The 26,267-nt window shown below is 60.9% G+C and carries 31 protein-coding genes and 1 tRNA gene; 21 read left to right on the top strand and 11 right to left on the bottom strand.

Translation table 11 applies throughout. The features are described 5' to 3' along the window. Positions 1 to 15: 15 nt before the first annotated feature. A complete protein-coding gene (locus EI293_RS20125) occupies positions 16 to 705 on the bottom strand; it encodes an HD domain-containing protein (RefSeq protein WP_125440347.1) in 690 nt (229 codons plus the stop codon). A gap of 151 nt (positions 706 to 856) precedes the next feature. On the opposite strand from EI293_RS20125, the gene parS reads away from it, so the two are divergent. The 5 genes from parS (at position 857) to EI293_RS20150 (ending at position 5,056) form a co-directional block, all read left to right on the top strand. Then, positions 857 to 1,309 carry a type II RES/Xre toxin-antitoxin system antitoxin gene (gene parS, locus EI293_RS20130; protein WP_125440348.1) on the top strand — a complete coding sequence of 151 codons (453 nt, stop codon included), beginning with the start codon at positions 857 to 859 and terminating at the stop codon, positions 1,307 to 1,309. Between the two features lie 69 nt (positions 1,310 to 1,378). Continuing rightward, a complete protein-coding gene (locus EI293_RS20135; protein WP_125440349.1) occupies positions 1,379 to 1,831 on the top strand; it encodes an RES family NAD+ phosphorylase in 453 nt (150 codons plus the stop codon). Positions 1,832 to 2,014: 183 nt separating this feature from the next. Beyond that, on the top strand, positions 2,015 to 3,439 hold the full coding sequence (locus EI293_RS20140) for a L,D-transpeptidase family protein (protein ID WP_170170461.1): 1,425 nt from the start codon (positions 2,015 to 2,017) through the stop codon (positions 3,437 to 3,439). Positions 3,440 to 3,670: 231 nt separating this feature from the next. Beyond that, positions 3,671 to 4,243, top strand: coding sequence for a fasciclin domain-containing protein (locus tag EI293_RS20145; RefSeq protein WP_125440351.1), 573 nt, complete (start codon positions 3,671 to 3,673; stop codon positions 4,241 to 4,243). Between the two features lie 165 nt (positions 4,244 to 4,408). Next, positions 4,409 to 5,056, top strand: a complete 648-nt coding sequence (locus tag EI293_RS20150; protein WP_125440352.1) for a flavin reductase family protein — start codon at positions 4,409 to 4,411, stop codon at positions 5,054 to 5,056. A 97-nt stretch (positions 5,057 to 5,153) separates the two neighbouring features. On the opposite strand, the gene EI293_RS20155 is transcribed toward EI293_RS20150, so the two are convergent. The 3 genes from EI293_RS20155 to pdxH are packed head-to-tail and all read right to left on the bottom strand — an operon-like array spanning position 5,154 to position 7,793. Next, the gene (locus tag EI293_RS20155) at positions 5,154 to 5,780 is read right to left on the bottom strand and encodes a Maf family nucleotide pyrophosphatase (RefSeq protein ID WP_125440353.1); all 627 of its coding nucleotides are present in this window, start codon (positions 5,778 to 5,780) and stop codon (positions 5,154 to 5,156) included. After that, positions 5,761 to 7,083: a DUF1015 domain-containing protein gene (locus EI293_RS20160; RefSeq protein WP_125440354.1), complete on the bottom strand. Its 1,323-nt coding sequence runs from the start codon at positions 7,081 to 7,083 to the stop codon at positions 5,761 to 5,763. The genes EI293_RS20155 and EI293_RS20160 overlap by 20 nt, the downstream gene beginning before the upstream one ends. Positions 7,084 to 7,142: 59 nt before the next feature. Continuing rightward, the gene (pdxH, locus tag EI293_RS20165) at positions 7,143 to 7,793 is read right to left on the bottom strand and encodes a pyridoxamine 5'-phosphate oxidase (protein ID WP_125440355.1); all 651 of its coding nucleotides are present in this window, start codon (positions 7,791 to 7,793) and stop codon (positions 7,143 to 7,145) included. A 246-nt stretch (positions 7,794 to 8,039) separates the two neighbouring features. Between pdxH and EI293_RS20170 the strand changes: the two genes are divergently transcribed. The 3 genes from EI293_RS20170 to EI293_RS20180 all read left to right on the top strand — a co-directional run bounded on the left by EI293_RS20170 (position 8,040) and on the right by EI293_RS20180 (position 11,178). Then, the gene (locus EI293_RS20170) at positions 8,040 to 8,606 is read left to right on the top strand and encodes a YqgE/AlgH family protein (RefSeq protein ID WP_125440356.1); all 567 of its coding nucleotides are present in this window, start codon (positions 8,040 to 8,042) and stop codon (positions 8,604 to 8,606) included. Between the two features lie 47 nt (positions 8,607 to 8,653). Further along, positions 8,654 to 10,951, top strand: coding sequence for a DUF349 domain-containing protein (locus tag EI293_RS20175; protein WP_125440357.1), 2,298 nt, complete (start codon positions 8,654 to 8,656; stop codon positions 10,949 to 10,951). A 154-nt stretch (positions 10,952 to 11,105) separates the two neighbouring features. Then, positions 11,106 to 11,178 (top strand) — tRNA-Thr (locus EI293_RS20180). 291 nt (positions 11,179 to 11,469) lie between these two features. Here EI293_RS20180 and EI293_RS20185 read toward each other — a convergent pair. The 3 genes from EI293_RS20185 to EI293_RS22680 form a co-directional block, all read right to left on the bottom strand. Further along, positions 11,470 to 11,763 (bottom strand): hypothetical protein, encoded by a 294-nt coding sequence (locus EI293_RS20185; RefSeq protein ID WP_125440358.1) that lies wholly within the window; start codon positions 11,761 to 11,763, stop codon positions 11,470 to 11,472. Between the two features lie 64 nt (positions 11,764 to 11,827). Then, complete coding sequence (locus tag EI293_RS22435; protein WP_394343417.1) at positions 11,828 to 12,322, bottom strand: IS5 family transposase; 495 nt, start codon at positions 12,320 to 12,322, stop codon at positions 11,828 to 11,830. Further along, positions 12,238 to 12,555 (bottom strand): transposase, encoded by a 318-nt coding sequence (locus EI293_RS22680; protein WP_125440360.1) that lies wholly within the window; start codon positions 12,553 to 12,555, stop codon positions 12,238 to 12,240. Before EI293_RS22680 ends, EI293_RS22435 begins: the two co-directional genes overlap by 85 nt. Positions 12,556 to 12,615: 60 nt before the next feature. Between EI293_RS22680 and EI293_RS20200 the strand changes: the two genes are divergently transcribed. The 10 genes from EI293_RS20200 (at position 12,616) to EI293_RS20245 (ending at position 22,555) form a co-directional block, all read left to right on the top strand. Next, positions 12,616 to 13,038, top strand: a complete 423-nt coding sequence (locus EI293_RS20200; RefSeq protein WP_125440361.1) for a sensor histidine kinase — start codon at positions 12,616 to 12,618, stop codon at positions 13,036 to 13,038. Next, positions 13,039 to 13,407, top strand: a complete 369-nt coding sequence (locus tag EI293_RS22525) for a sensor histidine kinase (RefSeq protein WP_125440362.1) — start codon at positions 13,039 to 13,041, stop codon at positions 13,405 to 13,407. A gap of 777 nt (positions 13,408 to 14,184) precedes the next feature. Next, positions 14,185 to 15,180, top strand: coding sequence for an aldo/keto reductase (locus EI293_RS20210; RefSeq protein ID WP_125440363.1), 996 nt, complete (start codon positions 14,185 to 14,187; stop codon positions 15,178 to 15,180). Between the two features lie 61 nt (positions 15,181 to 15,241). After that, entirely contained in the window at positions 15,242 to 15,820 is a 579-nt protein-coding gene (locus EI293_RS20215; protein WP_125440364.1) for a sugar O-acetyltransferase, read from the top strand. Positions 15,821 to 15,840: 20 nt separating this feature from the next. Further along, complete coding sequence (locus EI293_RS20220) at positions 15,841 to 16,320, top strand: (R)-mandelonitrile lyase (RefSeq protein WP_125440365.1); 480 nt, start codon at positions 15,841 to 15,843, stop codon at positions 16,318 to 16,320. A gap of 55 nt (positions 16,321 to 16,375) precedes the next feature. Then, positions 16,376 to 17,356, top strand: a complete 981-nt coding sequence (locus EI293_RS20225) for a helix-turn-helix domain-containing protein (RefSeq protein ID WP_125440366.1) — start codon at positions 16,376 to 16,378, stop codon at positions 17,354 to 17,356. A 452-nt stretch (positions 17,357 to 17,808) separates the two neighbouring features. Beyond that, entirely contained in the window at positions 17,809 to 18,459 is a 651-nt protein-coding gene (locus EI293_RS20230) for a (2Fe-2S)-binding protein (protein WP_125440367.1), read from the top strand. A gap of 118 nt (positions 18,460 to 18,577) precedes the next feature. Then, positions 18,578 to 19,561: an FAD binding domain-containing protein gene (locus EI293_RS20235; protein WP_125440368.1), complete on the top strand. Its 984-nt coding sequence runs from the start codon at positions 18,578 to 18,580 to the stop codon at positions 19,559 to 19,561. 135 nt (positions 19,562 to 19,696) lie between these two features. Beyond that, positions 19,697 to 22,048 (top strand): xanthine dehydrogenase family protein molybdopterin-binding subunit, encoded by a 2,352-nt coding sequence (locus EI293_RS20240; RefSeq protein WP_125440369.1) that lies wholly within the window; start codon positions 19,697 to 19,699, stop codon positions 22,046 to 22,048. Between the two features lie 51 nt (positions 22,049 to 22,099). After that, a complete protein-coding gene (locus tag EI293_RS20245) occupies positions 22,100 to 22,555 on the top strand; it encodes a cyclophilin-like fold protein (RefSeq protein WP_125440370.1) in 456 nt (151 codons plus the stop codon). A gap of 548 nt (positions 22,556 to 23,103) precedes the next feature. Here the strand turns inward: EI293_RS20245 and EI293_RS20255 are convergent. Together EI293_RS20255 and EI293_RS20260 are read right to left on the bottom strand one after the other, a co-directional pair. Continuing rightward, entirely contained in the window at positions 23,104 to 23,319 is a 216-nt protein-coding gene (locus EI293_RS20255) for a hypothetical protein (protein WP_125440371.1), read from the bottom strand. A 74-nt stretch (positions 23,320 to 23,393) separates the two neighbouring features. Beyond that, positions 23,394 to 24,023 (bottom strand): DUF6624 domain-containing protein, encoded by a 630-nt coding sequence (locus tag EI293_RS20260; RefSeq protein ID WP_125440372.1) that lies wholly within the window; start codon positions 24,021 to 24,023, stop codon positions 23,394 to 23,396. 161 nt (positions 24,024 to 24,184) lie between these two features. On the opposite strand from EI293_RS20260, the gene EI293_RS20265 reads away from it, so the two are divergent. From EI293_RS20265 to EI293_RS20275, 3 genes are read left to right on the top strand one after another with little or no spacing between them, the layout of a single operon-like run. Continuing rightward, a complete protein-coding gene (locus EI293_RS20265) occupies positions 24,185 to 24,472 on the top strand; it encodes a hypothetical protein (protein WP_125440373.1) in 288 nt (95 codons plus the stop codon). A gap of 46 nt (positions 24,473 to 24,518) precedes the next feature. Then, positions 24,519 to 24,872 carry a hypothetical protein gene (locus tag EI293_RS20270; RefSeq protein WP_125440374.1) on the top strand — a complete coding sequence of 118 codons (354 nt, stop codon included), beginning with the start codon at positions 24,519 to 24,521 and terminating at the stop codon, positions 24,870 to 24,872. A 54-nt stretch (positions 24,873 to 24,926) separates the two neighbouring features. Then, a complete protein-coding gene (locus EI293_RS20275) occupies positions 24,927 to 25,196 on the top strand; it encodes a hypothetical protein (RefSeq protein ID WP_125440375.1) in 270 nt (89 codons plus the stop codon). A gap of 106 nt (positions 25,197 to 25,302) precedes the next feature. On the opposite strand, the gene EI293_RS20280 is transcribed toward EI293_RS20275, so the two are convergent. After that, positions 25,303 to 25,632: a hypothetical protein gene (locus EI293_RS20280; RefSeq protein ID WP_125440376.1), complete on the bottom strand. Its 330-nt coding sequence runs from the start codon at positions 25,630 to 25,632 to the stop codon at positions 25,303 to 25,305. Between the two features lie 167 nt (positions 25,633 to 25,799). Then, positions 25,800 to 26,201 carry a hypothetical protein gene (locus EI293_RS22165; protein WP_170170463.1) on the bottom strand — a complete coding sequence of 134 codons (402 nt, stop codon included), beginning with the start codon at positions 26,199 to 26,201 and terminating at the stop codon, positions 25,800 to 25,802. Between the last annotated feature and the right edge of the window lie 66 nt (positions 26,202 to 26,267).

Genomic DNA, 26,267 nt, shown 5'->3' on the forward strand with positions numbered 1-26,267 from the left:
GGGTAAAGATAGGAATTAGGATTGGGCCACATCCTGGCTGTCCCACTCGCGCAGAAACTGGGTGAGAAACTGCTCCATAAAGGCGTGGCGCTCCTCGGCCACGCGGCGGGCAGCGGGAGTATTAAGCCGCTCGCGCAGGTACAGCAGCTTCTCGTAGAAGTGGTTGATGGTGGGAGCAACGTTCTGCTTGTAGCTGGCAAACGACTCATGCACCACGGGCGGCACCGTAGGGTCGTGCAGGGGGCGGCCCTTGTGGCCGCCGTACGCAAAGGCCCGGGCTACCCCAATGGCCCCAATGGCATCGAGCCGGTCGGCATCCTGCACCAGTTCCCCTTCCACCGTGCTCATGGGCGTGGCCACTCCCAGACCCTTAAAGCTGATTTCACGGATGACGGCCTCCACCCGCTGAATAATTGCCTCCGCTACCTGCTGGCTTTCCAGCCACCGGCGGGCCGCCCGGGGGCCGGCCTCCTCGTCACCGTCATGGAATTTCCAGTCGGCCACGTCGTGCAGCAGGGCGGCCAGCTCCGTTACCAGCGCATCGGCCGTGGGCGTCTGAACGGCCAGGGCCCGGGCCACCTGCCACACCCGGCGGATATGCTCCCAGTCGTGGCCGGAACCTTCGTGGAGGAATTTCTCCCGAATAAATTCGGCAGTACGGTCGATTACCAGTTGATCAGGGGCTGGCAGCAAGGAAGTAGACATCAGGACGCAGGATTGTTTGCGGCAAAGATATCGGCTTCCAACGGCCCCCACCTATGCATTACCCGATTACCCGGTCCTTAACTGAATCATTCGCGTGGGTTTTGCCGTTACTGCGTATATTGTCGTCAAATGACGAGTAAAAAACAACCAAATGACAGTCGTTCGTAAAACCTCGGTGGCCAACATGGTGGAGTTGATGGGCGGGCCAACCGTTATTCCTCAGCTCGTCCGCAATGAGATGGACCTACTGGCCGTGGCTATCAAAGGCATTTCGGTGCAGGCGGTACGGGCCTTGCAGCAGCACCTGGGCTTTTCCAACAAGGAAATGAGCGTAGTACTGGGCGTTTCGGAAAGCACCCTGGCCCGGCGCGAGCAAACCCGTAAGCCCCTGACGCTCGATGAGGGCGAGAAAGCCATTCAGCTCTCCGCCGTGTTAGCGAAGGGCATGGAGGTGTTCGAAGACGAGGAAGACCTGCATTTCTGGCTTAACTCGCCTATTCCGGCCCTGGGTGGGCAGAAGCCCAAGCATCTGCTCCATTCCGTTATCGGCCGCGACCAAGTGCACGATGTACTGGGCCGTATTCAGCACGGGCATTTTTCCTGATGATGTGGTAGTTTTCCTGGGCTGGACAACTCCCTTATCATTCCCTAAACCGTCATAAACCGTTAGTCTGTGCTTCTCTACCGCCTGGGCAAGGCACCTTACATTTCGGATACCTCCGGGCAAGGAGGATTGTATTACGGCGGACGCTGGCATAAAGTCGGGAGCCAGATTCTCTACACGGCCGAGCATTTATCTTTGGCCAAGCTGGAAGTACTGGCCAACTCGCCGGTGCTGCCGCGCAACTATTTCGCCCTCACCCTGAAAATTCCCGACGGTACGCCGTTCCGAAAAATTGAGGCGGCCGACCTGCCCGCCAACTGGCAGCAGGTGCCATATCCGGCCGAACTGGCCGAAATCGGACGGGCCTGGCTGGAGGAGGGCCGGCACTGGATACTACGGGTACCGTCGGCGCACGCACCATCGGAATGGAACTACCTGTTCAACCCGCTGCATGCCGACCACACCCGGCTCCTGCGCACCGTTAGCCTGGAGCCGCATCCCTTCGATGCCCGGCTGAAATAGCAAGTTGGATATTCTTTATTTTTTTTCTACTTTATCAAAGCATACTCACCCTTACCCGGGTACTGCGCCGTACTTTCATTCCGGAGCCTATGTGCTGAACCCTACTGCCAGCTTTTCCGTCACCTTCTTGCCCACAGCTTTATGGATTGGTTAAGAAGCACCGTGCGGTCTGCCCTGTTACTTGTGCTCCTCACTGGCTGCGCATTTTCTCTGGAAGCTCATCCGGGGAAACATAGTGAGCGAGTAACCGACGTGGAAATGACGGCGGCCCGGGCTACTTTGCGCAGCCTGCTGGACACTCGCCAGCGCGGCCCTGCGGCCACGTACCGCCAATTGGGCCTGATGGCCGGCCCGGCCGTACAGACATTCTATACCACCCAGCAGTACGCCACCTGCTGGGTACAGGAAACTGGCTGGAACAGCCGGGCCCGTCAGGCCCTGACCTTGCTCAGCCGGGCCGCAGATGTCGGTCTGGACCCAAACCGCTACGCCTGGGCAACGCTGCAGGATTTTCCGGACTCCCTGCGACAAACCAGTAGCACCAGTCGGAACGAACAGCTAGCCCTCTCGGAACTGCGCCTGACGGATGCGCTGCTGCGCTACACCACTCACCTGCGCCAAGGCTATCTGCTTCCCGAAACACTTACCCCCGCTCCCGCCGCCGACAGCCTGACTGCCGGCCCTACCGCCAACCTATTACAGCAGGCCCTGCTGGCCCCCGATTTTACGACCGTCCTGCTGGGCAATCAGCCTACTGCCCGCGCCTACCGCCTGCTGCAAGGGGCCTGGGTACGCAGCCTGCACGCCTCCCCCTCCGATTCGGCCCGTCTGATGCAGGACACCACGGCCGGCTTCCACCGCGTGGCCCTGAACCTGGAACGGCTCCGGTGGGCCGCCCCGGCCGATTCAGAATACGCCGTGGTCAATATTCCGGCGTACCGGCTCCAGCTTATCCGCAACGGGCAGGTCATCCAGACCCACAGGGTGATTGTGGGCAAGCCGGAGTGGCCGACTCCCGTCCTCAGCAGCCGCATAGCGGTATTTGTCACGTCGCCGGAGTGGCGCGTACCGTACAGTATTGCCGTCCGGGAGTTTCTGCCGGAACTACAGCGCGACCCGGGCTACCTCTACGACAATCATTACCGCATGTATGACGGCCGGGGCCGGCAGATTAATCCGTGGCAGGTGAACTGGCAGAAGATGACGCCACAGAAATTCTCCTACGCCATCCGGCAACGCGCGGGCTCGTTCAATGCCCTGGGCAGCGTGGTATTCTACTTTCCCAATCAGCAGACCGTTTTCCTGCACGATACACCAGCCCGCAGCGCCTTCACCCGCACCGAACGGGCTTTGAGCCACGGTTGCGTGCGGGTGGAAAAGCCATTCAAATTGGCTGAGTACCTGCTGCGCCGGGAGGACCGGGCACAAGAGCTGACCGGCCTGTACCAAAGCGTCCGACAACACGAGAAGCAACGCTTCGACCTGCAGCGCAGCCTGCCCATCTACCTGCGCTATTACACCTGCGAAACCGACAACGGACGGCTGGTATTCCTGCCGGATATTTATCAACAGGACGGACCGCTGGCTGCTGCATTATTCGGGCAGTAAATACGGCTGTTTTTTTCTTGATCCGGCCTCCACTGGTTTTAGTGGAGGCCGGATTTTTTATTTCAGCTGCTCAGATGTTTACCTTTATTTAATTTTCACTGCCTGCTCTATTAGCAATACAAATTGCTCCCTGCCATTATTATTTTTTGGCAACTGGAAATCCGAACAGGAAAGTTATGGCGTAAGTGCTGGCAAATAGTTCCAACCCACGTCAGTTTCCTGTTATTTTCCATGAAAAAGCACCTGCTTTCCCTCGCATTTATTGCCCTGCTGGGCGCGGCCTCCGCAACTTCCGCTACGGCTCAGGCCAAGATGACGCCCGGCACCGTATCGGTAGGCGGTCAGGCCATGTACCCCAACAAGAATATCGTGGAAAATGCTGTTAACTCGGCCGACCACACCACCCTGGTAGCTGCCGTAAAGGCTGCCGGCCTGGTAGAAACGCTGCAAGGCAAGGGTCCATTTACCGTATTCGCACCCACCAATGCGGCCTTCACCGCCCTGCCCGCCGGCACCGTGGAAACACTGGTAAAGCCTGAGAACAAAGCCACCCTCACCAAAATTCTGACCTACCACGTCGTGGCCGGCAACATGACTACCGACAAAATTATGGCGGCCATCAAAGCCGGCAAAGGCACGGCCACTCTGAAAACAGTGAGCGGCGGCACATTGAAAGCCATGATGAACGGGCCGAAAAACGTTGTACTGCAGGACGAAAAAGGAAATATCTCCACCATTTCCACCTACGACGTAATTCAGAGCAACGGGGTAATTCACGTAATTGACAAAGTACTGATGCCGTAAATTACGGCCACTTCGATAAAACACCGAAAGGCGTCATAATTAAATTATGGCGCCTTTCGGTGTTTTATTTTATATTTACAGAAAGGAATAAATATAAAATATTCAGCAGACTTTTCCGCAGGTTGTCGGTTAGAGAGGCTACTGACCTCTCTCTCCTGCTACCCTATGCCCCATTTTACCGCCTCCGACCTCGCCCAGCTTGAGAAAATCTACCGGCTGAACCTGGTTAACGCCATTACCGGGTTCAAACCAGCCAACCTGCTGGGTACTGCCGACCCGGCGGGCCGCACCAATCTGGCGATTATCAGCTCCGTAGTCCACCTGGGCTCTAATCCGGCGCTGCTGGGCCTTGTTATGCGGCCGCCCACCGTGGAGCGCCATTCCTACGACAACATCCGGGCAACGGGCCGCTATACGCTCAACCATGTGCATACCGGCATGGCCGAGGCGGCGCATTATACCTCCGCCAATTTTCCCCGGGAAGTGTCCGAGTTTGCGGCCTGTGGCCTGACCCCGGAATACCTGGATGGCTTTACCGCCCCGTACGTACAGGAAAGCCGGCTGCGCATTGGGCTGGAACTGGTGCAGGAGCTACCCATTGAAGTTAATGGCACGGTTCTCCTCATCGGCAGTGTACAGCATGTGTACTTGCCGGAACAGGGCGTCTTGCGCCCCGACGGCTCCCTGGACCTGACGGCGGCTGGTACCGTGGCCCTCAGCGGCCTCGATACGTACTATGAGGCTACGCCGGTGGCCCGCTACGGCTACGCCCGACCCAACCAGCCCCTGCCGGAGTTGCCGTTACAGGGATAGGCGAGCATCTTGGCAAATTGAAACAGGCTTTTCAGGACGGATGCAAGTTTGCATCCGTCCTGAAAAGCCTGTTTTTGTGCATATCCAAAACCGTACGCTACTCCACCCCCACGGCTCCCAGTTTCTCCAATTCCTCCCATACGCGGTGCAAGGGCAGGCCCATTACGTTGAAATACGAGCCTTCGAGCCGGGTCACCGCTACCATACCAATCCAGTCCTGGGCCCCGTAGGCCCCGGCTTTGTCGAGGGGCTGATACTGGCGCACGTAATGATCGATTTCCGCGAGGCTAAGGGCGCGGAAATACACGCGGGTCTGGTCGGAGAAGACCACCCGGCGACCGTCGCCGTGGAGCAGGCAGACGCCGGTGTACACGTCGTGGGCGCGGCCCTGCAGGCGCTGGAGCATCTGCACGGCCTCGGCCTCGTTGGCGGGCTTGTTGAGCACGTCATCGTCGAGGCACACGATGGTATCAGCCGTAATGACCAGCTCATCGGGGGCCAGATCAGGGGCGTAGGCACTGGCCTTGTGGGCCGCCAGATACTCGGCCACTTCCGCGCGCACCAAGTGGGGCGGGAAGCTTTCATCTACCTCCCGCAGCCGGATTTCATAGGTCAGCCCCAGCTCCGTGAGCAGCTGGCGGCGGCGGGGCGAGTTGGAGGCCAGCACCAGCCGAGGCCGGGCAGGACTGCTGAGCGAAGCGGTATCAGGAGCGGAAAGCGGCATAAAACGGCGCGAAAGTTTCGGAATCCTGAATACTGCTAAACAGGAAGCCACCAATGGTTTTGGGGTAGAAGAAGGTGGATTTGGGGGGCATCACCGAGCCGGAGTGGCACACGGCTTCCACCTCCGCCATAGTTACCTCATTGGTAATGAAGGCGGCCCGGGCCTCGCCCCGGTCTACGCGGGCCAAGCACTCGGGAAAGTTGCGCACGTAGGCAGTGCCCGACCACTGGCGCTGCGCTTCGGGGCCGGTTACGCCCAGCACCTTTTCCAGCACGAAGTAATGCAGCACCGTCAGGTCCAGGGCCTTTACCTCGGGCGTAGTATCCCAGGCCAGCAGCTCGTGCACCTCCGGCCGCAACCGGATTTTGTACGCCTGCCCCTCGCCCAGATACAGCCCGAAGGCCCAGGGCTTGCCGGCAATGCGCTCGGGCAGATCATAGGCATCCTCCAGGGGTAGCACCGTAAAGTACGGCGCCAGCCGGGCCAGCAGCTCGGCCGAGGTCAGGCCGCCGGGCAACTCCAGCACGAGCCGGTGCGTGGGCAGAATCCGCAGGTCGTCGGCCGCCGCGTTGGTGAGGTACATGAGGTGGAAATTCCAGGCTTCGTGCCCGGTATACGCGGCCCCGGCCGCCGCCCGCCGCGCCTGCCGATACGCCAGGGAGCCTTCGTAGCGGTGGTGTCCGTCGGCCAGAATGACCTCCCGCTGCGCCAGCACCTGCTGAAACTGCCGGATAACGCGCGCATCCTGAATCACGGCCAGCACGTCGCGCGCGCCCTGGTAATCCTCCTCCGTCTGGTAGAGCGGGCTGCGCATGGCCTCATCCATGTAGTGCTCCAGCTCAAATGCATCGTCGCGGTAGAGGCCGTGGGTGGCACTGGTCTGGAACCCGGTGCGCGCCAGCAACTCGGCCCGGTCGTTGACGGCGGCGGGCAGCGTATTCTCGTGGCGCAGCACTACGTTTTCGGCCCAATCGGTAGCCCGGATGTGGCACATGAAACCTTTGCGGCAATACTCGCGGGAGCTACCCGCCAACCGGAAATACTGATAGTACACGTAGATTCCCGGCAGCTCATCCTGCAGCAGCACGCCCTGCTCCTGCCATTCCCGCAGGCGTTGCGCCGCCGCACCGGCCGCGTCCTCGCCCCGGGGCACCGAGAGGTGAATACTATTGAGCGGGTTGCGGTACAGTGCCTCCCGCTGCTTCACCGACACCACATCGAACAGCGGCGACACGTACGCGTCAATCTGCTGGCTCAGCTCCGAGTTGTAGCGCCAGCCGCGCAGGGGTTGAATTTCAGCCAAGAACAGAAAAATTATGAAGTATGAGAGTTGACTTATGAAGTAATTGGCAAGCACTTACTTCAAGGGGCCAGGCGGCTGATTTTCCAGCTGCTGCCATGCAGCTCGTACACCAGCCGGTCGTGCAGGCGGGAAGGACGGCCCTGCCAGAATTCCACCCGGTGCGGGCGCAGCATATAGCCACCCCAGTGCCCGGGGCGCGGCAACGGCTCCTGCCCGGCAAAGCGGGCTTCCACTTCCTGCTCCCGCTGCTCCAGCTCCTCACGGCTCCGAATGGGCTGGCTCTGGGGCGAGGCCCAGGCTCCAAGCTGACTGCTGCGCGGCCGGCTCTGGAAATACGCCGTGGATACCTCTTCCGACGCTTTTTCTACCCGGCCCTCCACCCGAACCTGCCGCTCCAGTCCGGGCCAGAAAAACGTGAGGGCCGCCAGGGGGCTGGTGGCCAGCTCCTGGCCCTTGCGCGAGTCGTAGTTGGTAAAGAACAGGAAGCCTTCATCATCGGGCAGGCCCTTGAGCAGCACAATGCGCGCGGCCGGCTGGCCGGCCTCGTTCACAGTCGACAGCATCATGGCGGTGGGCTCATCCAGGCGGGTAGCCAGGGCTTCATCCAGCCAGGACCGGAACTGGCGCACGGCATCGGGCTGCACGTCGGCTTCGGTGAGAGTACGCTGGGAATACGTCTGACGCAAATCGGCCAGTTGCTGATCAGTCATGAGAAAGGCTGAAAACAAGAGCGAAGAAAGGAATGTTTGGCCTGGGAGGAGCTGCGCTAACGCATTTGCGGGCCGATAATCCGGCTGCAAGGTAGCACATTGCCGACGGCTGACGGAACCCACGCCCCCCTGCTCGTCGTACGCTCTGTAAGTAGGAGCCACTACGGTCAGTCCGAATCTTTTCCGTACTTACCTCTGCCCTGCCCGCCGTTACCGGCTCCCTCCTTCACCAAAACCCGACTTCCGATGCCGCGTCTTCGTCCTGGCAGTCTGCTGATTTCCCAGCCTTTCCTGGGCGACCCCAACTTCGAGCGTACCGTGGTGCTGTTGTGCAGTCACTCGGAGGAGGAAGGCTCTTTTGGCCTGGTCCTGAACCGGCCGGCCACGCTGCGCCTCGGCGACGTGCTGGAGCTGCCCGGCGGTGAAACACTGCCGGCCACGCACATTCCACTTGGCATTGGCGGGCCGGTGCAACCCGATACGCTGCACTACCTGCACCAACAGCCCGACCTGCCCCAGGCCAGCCACCTGGGCGACCAGGTGTACTGGGGGGGCAGCTTTTCGCAACTGCTTGAGCAGCTCATCAGTGGCCAGGCGGCCCCCGATGACGTACGCCTCTACGTAGGCTATTCGGGCTGGACGGCCGGGCAGCTGGCGGAAGAGGTGCGGGAAAATGTCTGGATTGTGCATCCCAATGCTGCCGCGAAAGTATTTACTTTGACCACTGATGCCTTCTGGCAGTCCATTCTGCGGGAAAAGGGCGGGCGCTACCGTATGCTGTCCAACTACCCCACCGACCCCCGCCTGAATTAACGCTTTACCACCTCCCGGCCACCGGCCGGGTCTTCCTTCCGACTTGTATGCTACCTGATCAGAATTCCCCCGCCCCCACTCACTCCGACGACAGCGCGGAGTCGCCCCAGCAGATACTGGAACGTCGCCTGGCCGAAATCCAAAACCGCCCGGCCGCGCCTGAGGATATTACGGAGCGCCCCGCCCAGGGTACCCCGCCCCTGCCCGCCGAGCCTGTTGGGGCCGGTACGGCCGAGTCGGCAGCGGCTACCGCTGCCCCCGAGCCGGATAGCCCCGAAGCAACGGCCGCAACGGAGTCTATCACCCACGTACCCGCCGAAGCGGCTACGGCGGAGGTGCATTCCGCCGGCGAGGCCCGCGCCATGGCGCACTACGGTACCACTTCTCCGGCCGCCGAGCAGCCTGCTGCGCCCACTGAGCCAGCGGAGGAACCAGCCACTACTTCAGAAGAAACACCGCAGGATACCGCCCGGCCCGAACCAGAAGCCCCGCACGTTACCCCAGTGGTGGAGGTAACCCCAGGCAATGTGGAAGCGTCCCTCGAAAGCGCCCCTACCGTTGGCTCCCTGCACACCTCCTCCGACGCGGCCGCCGTTGAGGGAGAGGAAGAATACGTACCGGAAGCGCCGGCCGTAGACTTCTCCACCCTGGATCTGCCCGCCCGGACGGCTCACCTGCTGCAGCTGCTGCGCCGCCCCGACGCCCGCCAGAACCGCAAGCAGATTTCTGACCTTTATCGCCTCTACGACACCCAGTTGCAAACCGAGCGTGCTACTGCCCGCCAGCACTTCGTGGATCAGGGCAACCAGGCCGAGGAATTTGCTTACGCCGGCCCCGAGGGTCATCAGGACCTAACCAAAGCCTTCCAGGAGTTCCGTGACAGCCGGGCCCGCGATGCCAAGGCCGAAGATGAGCAGCGCACCAAGAACCTGACCCATAAGCAGTACCTGCTCTCCCAGCTGCGCACCTTGGTAGAATCGGCTGAAACCAAGGATAGTTCGGCCCGCATCAAGGCGCTGCAAAACGATTGGAAAGCCACCGGCCCGGTGCCCCAGAAGGAGGCCCAGGAGCTGTGGAACAGCTACCACGCGCTGCTCGACATTTACTATAACAACCGCGGCCTGTTCTTCGAAATGAAGGAGCTGGACCGTCGCCGCAACCTGGAGGCCAAGGAAGTCCTCATCACCCGCGCCGAGGCCCTGCAGCAGCAGCCCAGCATCAACAAGGCCCTGCAGGAGCTGCGGCAGCTGCACGATGAGTGGAAACACATCGGCCCCGTGCCTAACGAGCAACGCGAAACGCTCTGGCAGCGCTTCCTCCAGGCTTCGGAGCAGGTGCACAACCGCAAGCAGGAATTCCTGACAACCCGCCAGACCCAGGAAACGGCTAATCTAGAGCGTAAAACCGCCCTCATGGAGCAGCTACGGCCCTTCGGCGAATTCCAGACGGAGCGCGTGAATGAGTGGCGCGCCAAAACCGACGAACTGCAGAAGCTGAAGGAAGCCTGGGACGCCGCCGGCCTCGTCCCCCGCGACAAGGCCGAGCAGCTGAACCGGCAGTTCTGGGGTGCGTACAAGGCCTTTTTCCAGAAGAAAAATCAGTTCTTCAAGGCCCTCGACGAGGAAAAAAATACCAACCTCAAGCGCAAGCTCGACCTGTGTGAGCAGGCCGAAGCCGCTTTGCAGAGCGCAAACTGGGAAGAGGCTCGCGAAACCGTTATCCGCCTCCAGAAAGAATGGAAGCTGGTTGGCCGGGTACCCGAGAAGCAGTCGGACAAGGTCTGGAACCGTTTCCGGACCGCCTGCGACGCCTTCTTTGACCGCAAAAAAGAAGAAACCCGCCAGCGTGACCATCAGGTGCAGCAGCTCGGCCAGGAACAGACTCAGCACCTCGCGCAGGTAACCGAAGCAGTAACCGGTCTTTCTGCTGACCAGCCCGGCACGCTGGAGGGCTTCCGCCAGCACGTAAGCGAATGGCGGGCCTTCGACAGCGGAGCCCGCCACTCCGGGCAGGCGGAGGACAGGTTCCAGACGCTGATGGGCAAGTACCTCGACCAGGTACCGGGCCTCTCCTACGCCGACCGCACAGACCTGCTGTTTGCGCTGCAGATTGAGCGCCTCAAGTCGTCGCCCGACGCCCAGCAGCAGCTCTACAAGAAGGAGCAGACGTTGCGCCGGGAAATCAACGAGTTGGAAAATGACATTTCAACTCTTAAAACCAACCTGGAGTTTTTTGCCCGCTCCAAAAATGCCGGCCAGCTTCGGGAGGAATATCAGGGCCGCATCAATGAAGCCCAGACGCGGATTGACGGGCTGAAGCGCCAACTGCGGGCCGTAAGAAGCTAGCTTCACCCGATATTTCAGCAAAACACCGCGCCCGGTTAACAGGCGCGGTGTTTTTATTTTTCGACAGGTCAGTTAGTTAGTTTTTTTCAACAGGAAATTTCAGGAAAGTACTTGCCCTGTTCGCCGGCAACGCCTACTTTTGTGCCACCTGAATGCCTCCTTAGCTCAGCTGGTAGAGCAACTGACTTGTAATCAGTAGGTCGTTGGTTCGATCCCGACAGGAGGCTCTTAGCTAAATTAAGCCCGTGTAAATCAATGATTTGCACGGGCTTTTTTATTGGTGTGCCCGCTAGTGTGCCCCTTTGGCCTGAATACCGGCTCTTCTTACCTGTCTCGTAGCAAAAAAAGCCCCCATCCGTCGATGAGGGCTTTTTTTTGCAATAGGCTGGCTCTTGCCGCCGGGTCACATACCTGTAAACGGTCATGCCATCCTCAGCTCCAGTCGTCAAACACATTTTGAAGAAACAGAAACGCCCCAGGTAGATACCGGGGCGTTTGCTGCAGGCATTACACCTGTTTTAATAGGGGATGACTACAGGTCCAAGTGCATCAAGCCAACCTTGCCAATAATCCATTTGACTTTGGTCTCCTACATAAACAGCGTAGTCATGATTAGATTTACCTGTCAGATACAAGTTGTACTTGTTTTCGTCACTTGGGTCAATGTTTACTTCACGCGACAGATCATACCCACCTTGCCAATAGTCTGCTCTTGAGTAGGCTACACGGCTAGTCGCTGCATTAGCACTGAGGCCAGGAGCAACACTTGTCAACCCTACGGCAGCAAGTAAGATGTACACTGCTTTTTTCATAACAAACAGAATCTATTGAGTGGAAGGATATACAATAGTATGTCTACCTAGAGAGTGTGGACAGTTAGCGCAACCAATCGAGTGCGGCGAGTAGGTGGGCAGTGGCCAAAAAGGAAACGGCGGTTTTATCGTAGCAGGTCGCGAAACCTCTGGCTTCCTTGAGTCGACCGAAGAACCGTTCGGCCTTATTGCGCTCGGCGTAGAGGTTCTGGTCGTAAGCCCGACGCTCGTTGCGGCTGGATTTGGGTGGAATGACGGGCTCGGCGTGGCGGCAGGCAATGGCGGCGAGCACGGCGTTGGTATCATAGGCGTTGTCGGCCACAACGGCCCCGGGCGCGTGGCGCAGCCCCGCTAACAAGACCGGCAACTGTGTGCAATTGACCCAATGGCCGGGCGTGAGCACCAAGTGTAAGCAGTTGCCCAACGCGTCAACCGCGGCGTGCAGTTTGGTGGAAAAGCTGCCCCGGCTGCGGCCTAAGCTTTCGGCTGCGGGCGTACTTTTTTTTGCCCGGCTGCGGCTTTGTGGGCCTTGAGGGTGGTCGAATCGACCAGCACCCAGGCGTAGTCGGGTTCTTGCACTGCTTGGAACAGGGCTTCCCACACCCCGGCTTGGGCCCAGCGCCGAAAGCGCCGCGCCACCGTGTTCCAGGGGCCGAATCGCTCGGGTAAGTCGCGCCAAGAAATACCCGTTCGCACACGGTAAAGCACGGCGTTGACAAACAGCCGGTTGTCGCGCCCTCGACTTAGGCGGCCAAGCGTAAGGGGGGGCGACGGCTTTCCATTCGTGTTCACTTAATTCGTGGCGGCGCATGGGTCAAAAATACCTCTTACTGTCCACACACTCTAGGGGGCGTGGCCCGCAGCATAAACGAAATGGCCCGGCAGCTGGCCCGGCGCATGGCCGAGGAACGCCAGAACGAGCAGGCCCGCTACGAGCTTATCACCAGCCTCTCGCACGACCTCAAAAGCCCCCTTACGTCCATTCTGGGATACCTGGACCTACTGCAAACGCCGAGCGGCCTGACCGGTGATACCCCGCAGCACTACGTGGCCACCGCGCACCGCAAAGCCCTGCTGCTCAATTCCCGCATCAACCGCCTGTTCGAGTACAGCCAGCTCAGCACGCTTTCGGAGCGGGGGCTGCTGCAGATGGTGCCCACGCTGCTACGGCAGCTGGCTGGCGACTTTGTACCGCTGTTCGAGCGCCGGGGTATTACGGTCGAATTGACCTGTACACCTGCCACCGTACTGTTGCCCATCGACCACCATTACTGAGTGCGGGCGCTGGAAAACCTATTCGACAATGCCGTGCGCTACGCCGCCCCCGACTCCGTATTTTCTGTGTGCCTGACGCAGCTGCCGGATAAGGTGCAGCTGGTGCTGGCCAACCAAACCGAGCAGGTAAGTGAAGCGGATGCCGAGCGCCTCTTCGACCGGTTTTACCGGGGCGAGGCCGCCCGGCGCAGCGAAGGCAGCGGCCTGGGCCTGGCCATCACCCGCCGCATTCTGGAATTGCACCACAGCACCATTACCGCGCATCGGGAAGGCTGTGAGCTGCAATTTAGAGTTACGATTCCCTACACGCCCCAGATGGCGAAAAGTCCACAAGGGAATTCGTCTCTGATAGCCCGGTACACCGGGTAAACAGGCGCTTTATGTAAGTGGATATCGGCAGAGTTGATGCAGTGGACGGCAGATGCAGTCAAATGAACCCAGCGCCCCAACTGCCGCAGCCGACGACGCTGCCACACACGCAGCAGCAGCAAACCCGGAATCAGCAGCAAGACCCAGTTATTGGCTTCGGGGTAGCTCGTGCCGTTAAGGTTGACCATAAAATTGACGCAGTACCAGCCGGTCAGCCGGCCCAGACGCGGCAGCAGCAGGGAGTAATCAGCACCGAAACCCTGCTAGCCCACGACGGGCGCGTGGCGGGCGCGTCGCTGCTGTCAACATCGGCGGCGTGTATATACTCGCATTGCCTTGGTTGGCAGGCAACGTGCCCCCCTGTTGGTCACTGACTGAAGCGCCCCACTACCATTGCCCCAGAGGCAGTTTTCCAGCCGGTCCATGCCAACTCTTTGTTTTTTATACTAATCTGTTTGAATTGCTTCGTTCTTGCGGGTTCCTACCACCAGACCTTTGTAGTACTTGGTCGATAGTAAGGCAAAGCCCAGTACACGCAGGATATGATGGACCAGTCAACGGCTGCCCGTTACCAATGCCTTGAGGCTGAAGGATGAGCATGACAGGCAAAATCTGGAAAAGCACAGCGGGCCATGCGAGGCAACGGTAGACCAGTCACAGGCCGAGGCTTCCTGCGTTATACTAATACTAACTTAGGTGCTGGCCGCTGCCAGACCGTAGCCGCGACGGGTCTTCGGGGCCGTCATTTCAACTACAGAACCCCTTAACCTTAATCAGATGCAACAGCGCACATTAGGCACCAACGGCCTTCAGGTATCGGCTCTCGGCCTGGGCTGCATGGGCATGAGCTTCGGCCTGGGCCCGGCCGCCGATACGCAGGAAATGATTCAACTGATTCGCGCCGCCGTGGAGCAGGGCGTAACCTTCTTCGACACGGCCGAGGTGTACGGCCCCTGGACCAACGAGCAGCTACTGGGCGAAGCGCTGGCACCCGTCCGCGACCAGGTGGTTATCGCCACCAAGTTTGGGTTCGACATCGACCAAGTTACCGGCCTGAACCGCGGCGGCCTGAACAGCCAGCCCGCGCAAATCCGGCAGATGGTGGACGCCTCGCTCCGGCGCCTGCGCACCGACCGCATCGACTTGCTCTACCAGCACCGCGTGGACCCCAACGTGCCTATAGAGGATGTGGCCGGGACTGTGAAGGACCTGGTTGCGGCGGGCAAAGTGAAGCACTTCGGCCTGAGTGAGGCCGGCGTGGAGGCCATCCGGCGGGCCCACGCCGTGCAGCCCGTGGCCGCCCTGCAGAGCGAGTACTCGCTGTGGTGGCGCGAGCCGGAACAAGCCATTATGCCCGTCCTGGAAGAGCTGGGCATTGGCTTTGTGCCGTTCAGCCCGCTGGGCAAAGGCTTTTTGACCGGTAAAATCGACGAGCACACCGAGTTCGACAAGTCGGACTTCCGCAACACGACGCCGCGCTTCTCGCCCGCAGTCCGCAAGGCCAACCAGGCCCTGGTGGATCTGCTCAGCCGCATTGCCCACGACAAGCAGGCCACGCCCGCCCAGATTGCCCTGGCCTGGCTGCTGGCCCAGAAGCCCTGGATTGCCCCCATTCCCGGCACCACCAAGCTGCACCGGCTGGCAGAAAACCTCGGCGCGGCGGCCCTGCCGTTGTCGGCCGACGACCTGCGGGAAATCGAGCTGGCCGCGGCGCACATGGCCTTTACCGGCGACCGGTACGCCGAAGCCCAGCAAAAGATAATAAACCGCTAGCCCGACGCGGGACCTTTATCCGAGGACCCGCGTCGGGAGGATACACCCGCTAACCACTGCCATGATGCAGCCCCAAACCCTAACCATTTTTGCGCGTGAGCTGGCCGGCGAGGTCATTCGGTTGAACGACCCGGACTACCCGCAGATTTACGCCATCATCCGTAAAGCCATCCGCATTACCTCAGAGCTCAACGCCATGCGGGTGGACGATAATGAGCAGGTGAACCATGTGTTCAGCGAGCTGATTAACCAGCCGGTAGACCCCACATTTTTCCTGATTCCGCCCTTCTACACCGACTTCGGGCACAACATCCGGATTGGCAAGAACGTCTTCGTGAACCACGCCTGCACCTTCATGGACCGGGGTGGCATCACGCTGGAAGACAACGTGCTAGTTGGCCCGAAGGTGAACCTCATCACCACCAACCACCTGACCGAACCCGGGCAGCGGCGCGACACTGTTTCCCTGCCCATCGTGCTCAAGCAGGGCGCCTGGCTCGGGGCCAACGTGACGGTAATGCCCGGCGTGACCATCGGCGAAAACGCTATTGTGGGGGCCGGGGCCGTGGTGACCAAGGACGTGCCCGCTAACTGCATCGTGGCCGGGGTGCCGGCGCGCGTCGTCAAAGCCCTTTCATAAATCACCCTTTCTTGAAGCCCATGACTATCAAACGCATTGCCCTCCCGTTAGCCCTGACCCTCAGCCTGACCTGCTTGGCCCAGACGACGACCCCGAAAGCGCCCGCCACCCCCTTGAGCGGCCCCTTTGCCAAAGGCGAGCGGGCGCCGGCAGCGAATTTCACCGGCGTGGTGTACGTAGCCATGCTGGTGAAGGAAGACCCCACGTTCAACTGCTTGAGTGCCAACGTGACGTTCGCGCCCGGGGCCCGCTCTAACTGGCACACGCACGCAGCCGGCCAGATTCTGCTGGTAACCGAAGGCGTGGGCTACTACCAGGAAAAGGGCCAGCCCATCCGGCAACTGCGCCAGGGCGACGTGGTGCAGGCCCAGCCGGGCGTGGAGCACTGGCACGGGGCCTCCCCCCAGCAGGGCATGACGCACATCTCGCTCAACGTCAACACCGAGAAGGGCATTGTGGACTGGGGCCGGCCTGTGACCGACCAGGAATACAACCGCTAACCCGGCCGGGGCCGCCGACAATCTGCTGTGACCCAACTTCAACGCCGTTCACCCCATGGCTGATACCAACCCCCGGCTGCCGGGCTCCGTTAAGGATACCCACCAGCGCCGCCTGCTGGCCAAAGCGCTGAGCAACCCCATGACCGAGGCCCGCCCCTTCACCCCGCCGTCGCCCTACCATATCGGGGAGGACGTGGAAGTCCTGACTATGCACGAGGCCCGCTGCGGCCTGGGCAACTTCAACCGCCGCGACAAGTTCAAGGTGGTGCTGGTGCTGGAGGGGGCCAACGAGCTTCACTACACCACCCGCAGCTTTGGCATCAACCAACCTGCGCTGGTGTTCACCAACCGCCTGATTCCCTACGCCTGGGAGGTGCCCGCGGGCTTCCATGAGCAGCAGGGCTACCTGTGCTGTTTTTCCGAGTCGTTTCTGCACTCGGCCATGCGCGGCGTGAGCCTGAAAGACACGGTGCTCTACAAGGTGGAGGGCAACCCGGTGTACTTCCTCTCCGAGGAGCAGGCCCGCTACTTCACCGACGCCTTCACCCGCATGCGGCGCGACCTAGAGTCGGACTACGTCCACAAAGAAGACCTGCTGCGCAACCAGCTTTCCATCGTAATTCACGAGGCAGCCCGCCTGGAGCCAGCCACGGCCCAGCACGCGCCCGTCAACGCGGCCGAGCGCATCACCTCGCTGTTTCTGAACCTGCTGGAGGTGCAGTTTCCCATCACAGCGCAGCTGCGCGAGCCGGTGCTCAAATCGGCCAGCGACTACGCCGAGCGCATGGCCATCCACGTGAACCACCTGAACGCCATGGTGAAGGAAGTGACGGGCAAATCCACCAGCACGCACATCAATGAGCGGCTGCTGATGGAAGCCCGGCTGCTGCTGGCCCACACCGACTGGAGCGTGAGCGAAATTGCCTACAGCCTGGGCTTTGAGTACCCCACGTACTTCAACAACTTCTTCAAGAAGCACACCGACACCACCCCGCTCACCTTCCGCCGCGCGCAGGTGCCGGCTTTGCCAGCTTGATAAGTTGCTATTACGGCAGTTGGAACGATGTAGAGACGCAACAGTTGGAGTCTCGTCGTTGAACGGAACCGTTGCACAACTCGCCTGCAGGCCGTTCAACGACGAGACGCAATTATGCGTCTCTACCTCCGTGCGCCAGCACGAAACCCGTTGCGGTGGCTACTTTTTGGGGTATGCTTTTGCGCCCGCCCGACCTGCGAAATCCAGGGAAATTGGCTGACTGGTTGAACGGCTAAGCGCGCACTCTTTGAAAAGTGTACACATCCATTTGAAAGCTGTACTAATTAGCCTTGGCTGGACTAATACCTTTACAACAGCGCTTCGTACAACCTGCTGCGCAACCGTTAAAACCACATTGGGATATAGGTGGTTAGCACCCGACGGCTAGGTCCTGGCGGCCTCGGCGCGGTGCACGGCGGAGCGGGCTCATTTTCCCACCTTTACTTCATCCTATGCATTCTGATTTATTCCCGGACGCCCAGCCCGAGGCGTCGCAGCCGTCCGACGGCTCGCGCCGCACGTTCATGCAGCAGGCCGGGGGCATCCTGGGCTTTGCCCTGGCTTCGCCCATCGCCAGCCAGGCCGAAACCCTGGCCCAGAAGCTCGCCCCGGTCAACCCCGTCATATCGGGGGCCAGCCCTATGCAGCTGAAAATCAACGGCACCATGCGCACCATTCAGGCCGAACCCCGCGTGACGCTGCTGGATGCTTTGCGCGAGCACCTCGACCTGACCGGCACCAAGAAGGGCTGCGACCATGGCCAGTGCGGGGCTTGCACGGTGCACGTCGATGGCCGGCGCATCAACTCCTGCCTGACCCTGGCCGTGATGAACCAGGGCAAGGAAATCACCACCATCGAAGGCCTGGCCAAGGGCGACGCGCTGCACCCCATGCAGGAGGCCTTTATTAAGCACGACGGCTTCCAGTGCGGCTACTGCACGCCGGGCCAGATTATGTCGGGCGTGGCCTGCGTGAAGGAAGGCCACGCCACCACCGACGGCCAGGCCCGCGAGTGGATGAGCGGCAACATCTGCCGCTGCGGCGCCTACCCCAACATTCTGGCCGCCGTGCGGGAGGTCGAGCAGAGTGGCTTCAAAGGCTAACAGACCGTCATGCTGAGCTTGTCGAAGCATCTCTACCGCTTCGTTGCGCAAGTTGATTACTGCTGCAGTAGAGATGCTTCGACAAGCTCAGCATGACCGTCGTATAACTCATCAGAAAATGAACGACTTCAGCTACACTCAGGCCACCACGGCCAAAGAAGCCACCGGCCGCACCAAAGACCAGCCCCAGGCGGCCTACATTGCCGGCGGCACCACGCTGCTCGACTTGATGAAAGCCAACCTGCAGGAGCACCCGCAGCTGGTGGACATCAACACGATACCCTTCAAAGGAATCGAGCAGACCAAAGACGGGCTGCGCATCGGAGCCATGGAGCGCATGAGCGACGTGGGCGAAAACAAGCTGGTACTGGAGCAGTTTCCGGCTATTTCCGAGTCGCTGCTGCTGGCGGCCTCGCCCCAGCTGCGCAACATGGCCAGCATCGGGGGCAACATCTTGCAGCGCACCCGCTGCGGCTACTTCCGCGACGCGGCGTTTCCGTGCAACAAGCGCGTGCCCGGTTCGGGCTGCCCCGCTCTGGAAGGCGACAACCACAACCTAGCCGTGCTGGGCACCTCCGACAGCTGCATTGCCACCGCTTACCCCGGCGACCTGAGCGTGGCCCTGGCCGCCTTCGACGCCGTGCTGACCCTGGAAAACCAGAAAGGCAAGCAGCGGCAGGTGCCGGTGAAGGACTTCTACCTGCTGCCCGGCAACACGCCCCAAAAGGAAACCGTGCTGGAAGCCGGCGAGCTGATTGTAGCCATCACCATTCCGGCCGCCGCCCACGCCCAGCGCTCCACCTACCTGAAGGTGCGCGAGCGGAGCAGCTACGCCTACGCCCTGGCCTCGGCCGCCGTGGGCCTCGACGTGCATGGCGGCACCATCCGCTCGGCCCGCGTGGCGCTGGGCGGCGTGGGCACCAAGCCCTGGCGCAGCCCCGAAGCCGAAAAGGCCCTGGTGGGCCAGCCGGCTACGGAAGCCACGTTCCGGGCCGCCGCCGCCGCTGCTTTGCGCGGCGCCCAGCCCCGCAAGGAAAACGCCTTCAAAGTGGAGCTGGCCCAGAACACGCTGGTGCAGGCGTTGATGAAAGTAGCCGGTTAAGAACAATGTAGAGACGCGACACTTCGCGTCTTCCCGTTGAACGACTTGCTCCTGAAAAGCCGCAACAAACAGCGTCAGCAACGATTGAGACACGAAGTGTCGCGTCTCTACCTCTCCCTCACGGACCTCATTCCCATGGATACCGAATCCACCTTCTTTGAAAATCCTCCCCAAACGGTCGCCGTCGGCCAGCCGCTGAGCCGCGTGGATGGCCGGGCCAAGGTGACGGGCGCGGCCAAGTACTCGGCCGAGTACAACCACCTGCCGGGCATGGTGCACGCCGTCATCAAAACCAGCGACGTGGCCAAGGGCCGCGTGACGGGTTTCGACCTCAGCGCCGCCCAGCGCGAGCCGGGTGTGCTGGCCATCCTTACCCACCAGAACCTGCCCAAGCCCGCCCTGACGGCGGAAACCAAGGAAGGCAAGGAGGCCATTGGCTATTCGGTGCAGATGACCTTCATGCCTTTGCAGTCGGACCAGATATTCTACGCCGGGCAGCCGGTAGCCATTGTGGTGGCCGATACGCTGGAGCACGCCCAGCAGGCCGCCGCCAAACTGCGCGTGAGCATCGCCGCCGAGGCTCCTATCGCCTCGTATCAGGATACGAAAGCGCCGCGCTACAACCCCGGCGGCAAGCCCGATGCCGACGCCGAGGGCACCAAGCGCCGCGGCAAGGCCGCCGAGGCCTTCGCCGCCGCGCCGGCCCAGGTGACGGCCACCTACTCCCACGCCACCAACCACCACAGCCCGATGGAACCCAGTGCCACCATCGCCCACTGGGAAGCCGCCGACCGCCTCACCGTGTACGACGCAACGCAGGGCGTTTCGTGGCAGCAGCGCGCCCTGAGCGCTATTCTGGGCTTGCCCCAGGACCAGGTGCGGGTCATCACCAAGTACCTCGGCGGCGGCTTCGGCTGCAAAGGTCCCATCTGGCCCCACAGCGTACTCACGGCCCTCACGGCCAAGGCCGTGGGCCGGCCGGTGAAGCTGGTGCTGACGCGGCCGCAGATGTTTACCAGCGTCGGCCACCGCGAAGACCAGGAGCAGACCCTGCGCCTGGGTGCCACCAAGCAAGGCAAGCTGCTGGCCCTGCTGCACGAGAAGACCTCGACCACCTCGCCCTGGGACGACTACGCCGAAACCAACAGCAAATTCATGGGCATGCTCTACCAGTGCCCCAATTTCGAAGCCACCACCAAGCTGGTGAAGGGCAACGTGATGACGCCCACCTGGATGCGCGCGCCCGGCGAAGCGCCCGGTTCATTTGCCCTGGAAAGCTCGATGGACGACTTGGCCTACCAGCTCGGCCTCGACCCCGTGCAGATTCGGTTGGTCAACCACGCTGATAAGGACCCCGCCACCGGCCAGCCCTGGAGCAGCAAGAGCCTGAAGCAGTGCTACCAGCGCGGCGCCGAGCTGTTTGGCTGGAGCAAGCGCAACCCCAAAAACGGCCTTACCCGCGACGGCAAGTACCTCGTGGGCTGGGGCATGGCCACGGCCACCTATCCGGTGAACGACTCGCAGGGCAACGCCCGCGTGCGCCTCTTCGCCGATGGCCACGCCGTGGTGCAGGTAGCGGCCACCGACCTAGGCACGGGCACCTACACCGTCATCACGCAGGTGGCGGCCGACTGCCTGGGCATCGCGCCCGACAAGGTGCGCTTCGAGCTGGGCGACTCGGCGCTGCCGACCACCAATATTTCGGGGGGCTCGATGGGGGCCGGCACCTTCGCTTCGTCGGTGTACACGGCCGCGCAGGATTTGTGGCAGAAGCTCACCAAAATGGCCGTAACGGATGCCAAGTCGCCGCTGTTCCGCGCCAAACCGGCGGAGGTGGAAGTGGTGAAAGGCCGCCTGCAGCTGAAAGCTAATCCGGCCAAAGGCGAGGACTTCGCGGCCCTGATGAAGCGCGGCAGCCTGACCGACCTCGAAGGCTTCGGCCAGGGCAAGTACGGCGCGGGCTACGAGGCGGCTCAGAGCGGCGCGCCCGCCCCGGCCAAACCAGACGACGCCGGTAAGGAAAGCGGCCACGCCATGTACTCATTTGGGGCGCACTTCTGCGAGGTGCGCGTCGACCCCGAGCTGGGCACCGTGCGCATCACCAAATGGGTGAGCGTGGTGGCCGGCGGCCGCATCCTGAACCCCAAAACGGCCCGCTCGCAGGTGCTGGGCGGGGCTACCATGGGCATCGGGGCGGCCCTGATGGAGCAGACCGTGCGCGACCCCAACCTGGCCCGCTACACCAACGCCTCCCTGGCCGACTACCACGTGCCCGTGAATGCCGACATTCCGGACATGACCGTGGAGTTTATCGACGAGCACGACCCTTACATCAACGCCCTGGGCGTGAAGGGTATCGGGGAAATTGCCATTGTAGGCACCGCTGCGGCCGTGGGCAACGCCATTTTCCACGCCACCGGCCGCCGCCTCCGCTCCCTGCCCATGACGCCCGACAAGGTGCTGGAGGCCATGCGCCAGCCGGTGTAAGCAGGTTGTCACAGCTGGGCGTTAGGCTGAGTTCACAATAACCCGGAAACCATGAAACGGCCACGTCTGCTGTTGCTACTACTATTGCTGCTGGTTGGGGCCGGGACGTGTAAAAGCGCTACGCCCGGTCCCGACCCTGCCACCCTGCCCCCTATGAGCACTAAAATCCGCCTGCGCATCGGCCCCGACACGTTCACGGCCACACTGCCACACAACCCGACGAGCACCGCCTTCGTGGCCCGGCTGCCCCTCACCATCTCAATGAGTGAGTTGAACAGCAACGAAAAATACCACGACCTGCCGGCCAGCTTGCCTACTAACATCATCAGCCCCGGCACCATTCAGGCGGGTGATTTGCTGCTTTATGGGGCTAACACGCTGGTGTTGTTTTACCAGCCGCTGGCCACGGCCTACCGCTACACCCGCCTGGGCCGCGTCGATAACCCGGCCGGGCTGGCAGCGGCGCTGGGCCGGGGCAGCGCCACGGTTACGTTTGAGCTGAATTAAACGACTAGGGACTGTCAGCCCCTAGTCGTTTTGCCCTGAAGGGCATAGCTTGGTAAACCATCGTTTCCCGAATCGCCTCTTCCCGAACGGCCGCCAACACGGCACGCGAAACCGATGGGTCCGTAACCAGCTTCACCCGTGCATCAGCCCAGACAGCGAACAGCCGCTTAACGCCAGGCCGTTTCCTTAAACTATTCGGCCTGACCAGGTCAGCGGCGCTGGACTACGACCCCAAAAAACATCCGTATCAACGCTGTGTGTCCCGGCTTCATCGACACACCCATGATGGACCGCTTCAGCGGGCGCATACCCGAGGGCTGACAGAAAATCGGCAGTAGCGCAACTACGCGACTGGCAGCAGTGGTGGTCGGGCTAGTCTTGCGGAAGGAGCCCCAGCAGCCGTCATCCAGTAAGCGTTTCAGGATAGACTAAAGCCTCCCTGATAGGAGGCTTCTCGACAGCGAAAAGTCCTCTTGGGGTAAACAGTACAAGAAAAGCCCCGACTGATGCCGGGGCTTTTTTCTTTGAAATAGAAGACCAGAACCTAGCTAGCGCCGGATAAAACCTTTGGCTTCCCAGGCCGCTACGTTCTGTGTGCGCACGAAGCGCGTTTCCATATGCCCCCAGGCATCATGCCGGTACATGACCGTTTTGCCGGCTTCCCGCTGCTGCATGGACAGGAGCTGCTCGGCGTGGGATAATACGGGCCCGGCTTCTTCGCTGGCTTTGCGGGGGCGTTTCGTTGATTTACTTGCAGTTGACATATTCCGGATAACGAGCAGCTGCACCAAAAGGGTTCAATGAAGCGCCCGCCCCACCCGAGGCAGTTTTTGCCCCCCTATTGCACCGTGGGCTTCGGCGCATTCATCTGCTCATGCAGGCCACTCATCATGTTGAGATACTGCTGCAGCGGCTCCATGCCAATAGCGGCGCGGCGCTTGTCCACGTTTTTCGGGTCCCGCAACGATCTGGGTACCGCTTTGCCCAAACCAGGCCCTTTGTATTCTACCTGAGTGCCGTACTCCTCCGGCTTGCCCGCGTTGATGGCGACACGGTCCGTCAGGTACGCGTAGTTGATGGGGCTGGCATTCCTGCTTTTCACTTCGGAGAGCATCAACTCCAACACTTGGCGCTGGAAGGCCGGGTACGCATCGGCATGCTGCACGAGCAGCCAGAAATTGTTCGCGCTTTTCTCCCCAACCTGCCGGAACCCGGGGTATCCTACCTGACGCACAATCTTTTCCAGTAGAGGCTGGTGGCGGGCAAAGTTATCCTGCTCGACTTGCACCAAGTTCCGGTCAGCACTATCGGGCAGCTGCTTGAATAGCTGCTGCATAGGCCACTGATCGACGTAGGCCAGACTATCCAGGGTCTTACTCAGCTTTGGATACAGCACCGGCTTGATTTGCGCGGCAGCGAGGCAGGTGCCCAGGCACCAGAGAGCACAGGTAGCAGCAACTAATTTCATCGGCGCCAAGCTAGTCAATAAACGGCTGGGCTCCGTAGGGCCAGCCTCGGTAATCAACATATCACCATTAACATGTCACAATTGCGCAAGGGTTTGCCTTGGACCCAGGCTGGAAGGCAGGGAAATTGGGGCATCCATTCATCCTCCACTTCTTCCACTCCATGTACAACTTCTTTCGCCTACTGCCCGTCGCGGCCCTGCTGAGCCTGGGCGCAGCTACTGCTACCCCCGTTGCCACCCCGCCGGCCCAGGCGCAGCAGTGCCCCACGTACGAAGACGGCCTCGTAGACGGGCAGGACCACAAGGCCAACCTCGCCGCGACCTACGGAGCCGGCACACCGGAATACGAGCAGGCGCTCAACACGGCCATTGCCAATGCCCGCTACAACGCCCGCAACGCAGAATGCCCCACGTACTGGCGGGGCTACGTGCAGGGCCTCTCTAACTAAGTCCCCTGCTATTGAACCACTTGCTCCACCCCATTCCACTACTTACATGAAAAAGCTCCTCCTGTCTGCTTTGCTGCTGGCCTCCACCGGCATGCTGACCTCCGCCACCTCGCCCACCCTGCCGGCCCGGCCCCTGTGTGATGCCTACATTGAGATTTACGGCACCGACTGGTGCGAGGAAGGTCTGGTTCCCATTCACGGCAATTCCAGCGACCCGAACGCCACGTATTACTGGCGAATCGTTGGTACCGGCGCCAACGTGTTAGGCAATACCAGTCAGGATGCCTACATCCGGATTCGTTCCAACGCCAACTTTCAGCTGCAGCTCACCGTCAACGGTTCCTGCTCTTCCACCACGGAAACCCTCACGTACCAGGACTTCGTCGATCTGTGTAACTAATACGCCGCTTGGCGTGCCAGTCCGACATACTTCTACCTTCCTTTCCTCACTCACATGAAACATCTTTTTCTGGCGCTGCTGCTGCTGGGGTCTGCCGGTAGTACCTGCCTGGCTGCTCCTGCCGCTGCCTCTCACGCCCGCACTATCTGGCTGGGGCCTTCTCCTTACCACATCGGGGTGGCCGATGGCCAGGCCATCAAGCCCTACCTGACGCCCGAGCAGCTAACAGCCGAAATTGCCTACGCCGATGAGATGCGCGCCAGCTCCACCACCCTGGAAGACCGCCAGTACTGGCTGGGCTACTCCTCGGGCCTGCGGAATTAGCACCCTGGCGCTGGCCACGTAGCTACACAACAGAAAAGCCCCTTCGCATTGGAGGGGCTTCTCTGTTGTATAGCTGGTTGCAGAAATGGAAAAGCAAGCAGCTCGGTTATACCTCCTCTTCCGCAGCGCGTTCCAAGCCATCAATGAACCCGAGCCAGAAATCCTCCTCGTGCGTGTCGCCATTCTGACGAGCAGCCTGTATGGCCCGGCTGGCCCGCAGATATTCGGCGTCGATGGCGGCCGTGTATTGCGGCGTGCCCGCCCCGTACTGGCTGGCCCAGTGGCTACGATAGCCCTGCCCGGTTGCCAGGCCGCTGTAGTAATCCGAAGGAGAAATCTGCTCGTTGCTAAGCGTAGCGGGAGCGGCGTGCCCAACGCCTGCCTGCAGGCAGCTGAGGAGTAGCCCCAGGGCAATCGAACGCCATACTGGTTTCATACTGGAAGGAATAGTAAAGTGAGTAGATGCAGCAAAGTCGGCACCAGACGGCTTGTTGTACAGGCTATGCTTCAGCAAATTGTGACATCCTACTTTATTAGTACTCAGTAGGCCGTTCTTCAGCACGGGCCAGAGAAAGCCCCGGCAATGCGCCGGGGCTTTTGCAGTTAGTCAAATATCGGCTCAATGGGGCCGCCGCCACCACCGCCAGGACCCGTACCCGTACCCGTACCTGGTCCGGTGCCGCCGGGGCTACCGCAGATAACGGGCGTGTTGTATCCCTCCTCCATACCATCCAGATACCCCTGGTAGTAATCATATTCATCTTGCGAGGGCGCCGTGTCGCGCCAGTAGGTAATGCGCTGCCGGTACCATTCATAGTTCTGCGGGAAATTATTGCCTTCGATGCACTTGTTCTGCTCGGTTTCGCGCTTGCCCGCCGTGTAGCCATTCTGGTAATCGGTAGAGGACCCGGCCTGCGCGGTGCTGGCCCGGGGAGGAGTGAAAGCGGTGGCGGCGGACCCGAGGGACAGCAGCAACAGCAGAGAAAAAGAACGTAGCTGGTTCATGGAATGAGTGAAAGAAGGTGGTTGAGTTATCAAGATTAGCTTCTTCCGGGCGGCATGTAAAGGCCA

The organism is Hymenobacter perfusus (assembly GCF_003944765.1).
GTDB lineage: Bacteria > Bacteroidota > Bacteroidia > Cytophagales > Hymenobacteraceae > Hymenobacter > Hymenobacter perfusus.

Excerpts from the sequence above, each read along its gene's own strand:
- EI293_RS20125 (WP_125440347.1), bottom strand. The coding sequence starts at position 705 with ATGTCTACTTCCTTGCTGCCAGCCCCTGATCAACTGGTAATCGACCGT.
- EI293_RS20240 (WP_125440369.1), top strand. The coding sequence starts at position 19,697 with ATGGATACCGAATCCACCTTCTTTGAAAATCCTCCCCAAACGGTCGCC.
- EI293_RS20260 (WP_125440372.1), bottom strand. The coding sequence starts at position 24,023 with ATGAAATTAGTTGCTGCTACCTGTGCTCTCTGGTGCCTGGGCACCTGC.
- EI293_RS20225 (WP_125440366.1), top strand. The coding sequence starts at position 16,376 with ATGGCTGATACCAACCCCCGGCTGCCGGGCTCCGTTAAGGATACCCAC.
- EI293_RS20215 (WP_125440364.1), top strand. The coding sequence starts at position 15,242 with ATGATGCAGCCCCAAACCCTAACCATTTTTGCGCGTGAGCTGGCCGGC.
- EI293_RS20220 (WP_125440365.1), top strand. The coding sequence starts at position 15,841 with ATGACTATCAAACGCATTGCCCTCCCGTTAGCCCTGACCCTCAGCCTG.
- EI293_RS20230 (WP_125440367.1), top strand. The coding sequence starts at position 17,809 with ATGCATTCTGATTTATTCCCGGACGCCCAGCCCGAGGCGTCGCAGCCG.
- EI293_RS20255 (WP_125440371.1), bottom strand. The coding sequence starts at position 23,319 with ATGTCAACTGCAAGTAAATCAACGAAACGCCCCCGCAAAGCCAGCGAA.
- EI293_RS20270 (WP_125440374.1), top strand. The coding sequence starts at position 24,519 with ATGAAAAAGCTCCTCCTGTCTGCTTTGCTGCTGGCCTCCACCGGCATG.
- EI293_RS20170 (WP_125440356.1), top strand. The coding sequence starts at position 8,040 with ATGCCGCGTCTTCGTCCTGGCAGTCTGCTGATTTCCCAGCCTTTCCTG.
- EI293_RS20185 (WP_125440358.1), bottom strand. The coding sequence starts at position 11,763 with ATGAAAAAAGCAGTGTACATCTTACTTGCTGCCGTAGGGTTGACAAGT.
- EI293_RS20265 (WP_125440373.1), top strand. The coding sequence starts at position 24,185 with ATGTACAACTTCTTTCGCCTACTGCCCGTCGCGGCCCTGCTGAGCCTG.
- EI293_RS20245 (WP_125440370.1), top strand. The coding sequence starts at position 22,100 with ATGAAACGGCCACGTCTGCTGTTGCTACTACTATTGCTGCTGGTTGGG.
- EI293_RS20280 (WP_125440376.1), bottom strand. The coding sequence starts at position 25,632 with ATGAAACCAGTATGGCGTTCGATTGCCCTGGGGCTACTCCTCAGCTGC.
- EI293_RS20155 (WP_125440353.1), bottom strand. The coding sequence starts at position 5,780 with ATGCCGCTTTCCGCTCCTGATACCGCTTCGCTCAGCAGTCCTGCCCGG.
- EI293_RS20235 (WP_125440368.1), top strand. The coding sequence starts at position 18,578 with ATGAACGACTTCAGCTACACTCAGGCCACCACGGCCAAAGAAGCCACC.
- EI293_RS22165 (WP_170170463.1), bottom strand. The coding sequence starts at position 26,201 with ATGAACCAGCTACGTTCTTTTTCTCTGCTGTTGCTGCTGTCCCTCGGG.
- parS (WP_125440348.1), top strand. The coding sequence starts at position 857 with ATGACAGTCGTTCGTAAAACCTCGGTGGCCAACATGGTGGAGTTGATG.
- EI293_RS20150 (WP_125440352.1), top strand. The coding sequence starts at position 4,409 with ATGCCCCATTTTACCGCCTCCGACCTCGCCCAGCTTGAGAAAATCTAC.
- EI293_RS20210 (WP_125440363.1), top strand. The coding sequence starts at position 14,185 with ATGCAACAGCGCACATTAGGCACCAACGGCCTTCAGGTATCGGCTCTC.
- EI293_RS20145 (WP_125440351.1), top strand. The coding sequence starts at position 3,671 with ATGAAAAAGCACCTGCTTTCCCTCGCATTTATTGCCCTGCTGGGCGCG.
- EI293_RS20275 (WP_125440375.1), top strand. The coding sequence starts at position 24,927 with ATGAAACATCTTTTTCTGGCGCTGCTGCTGCTGGGGTCTGCCGGTAGT.
- EI293_RS20175 (WP_125440357.1), top strand. The coding sequence starts at position 8,654 with ATGCTACCTGATCAGAATTCCCCCGCCCCCACTCACTCCGACGACAGC.
- pdxH (WP_125440355.1), bottom strand. The coding sequence starts at position 7,793 with ATGACTGATCAGCAACTGGCCGATTTGCGTCAGACGTATTCCCAGCGT.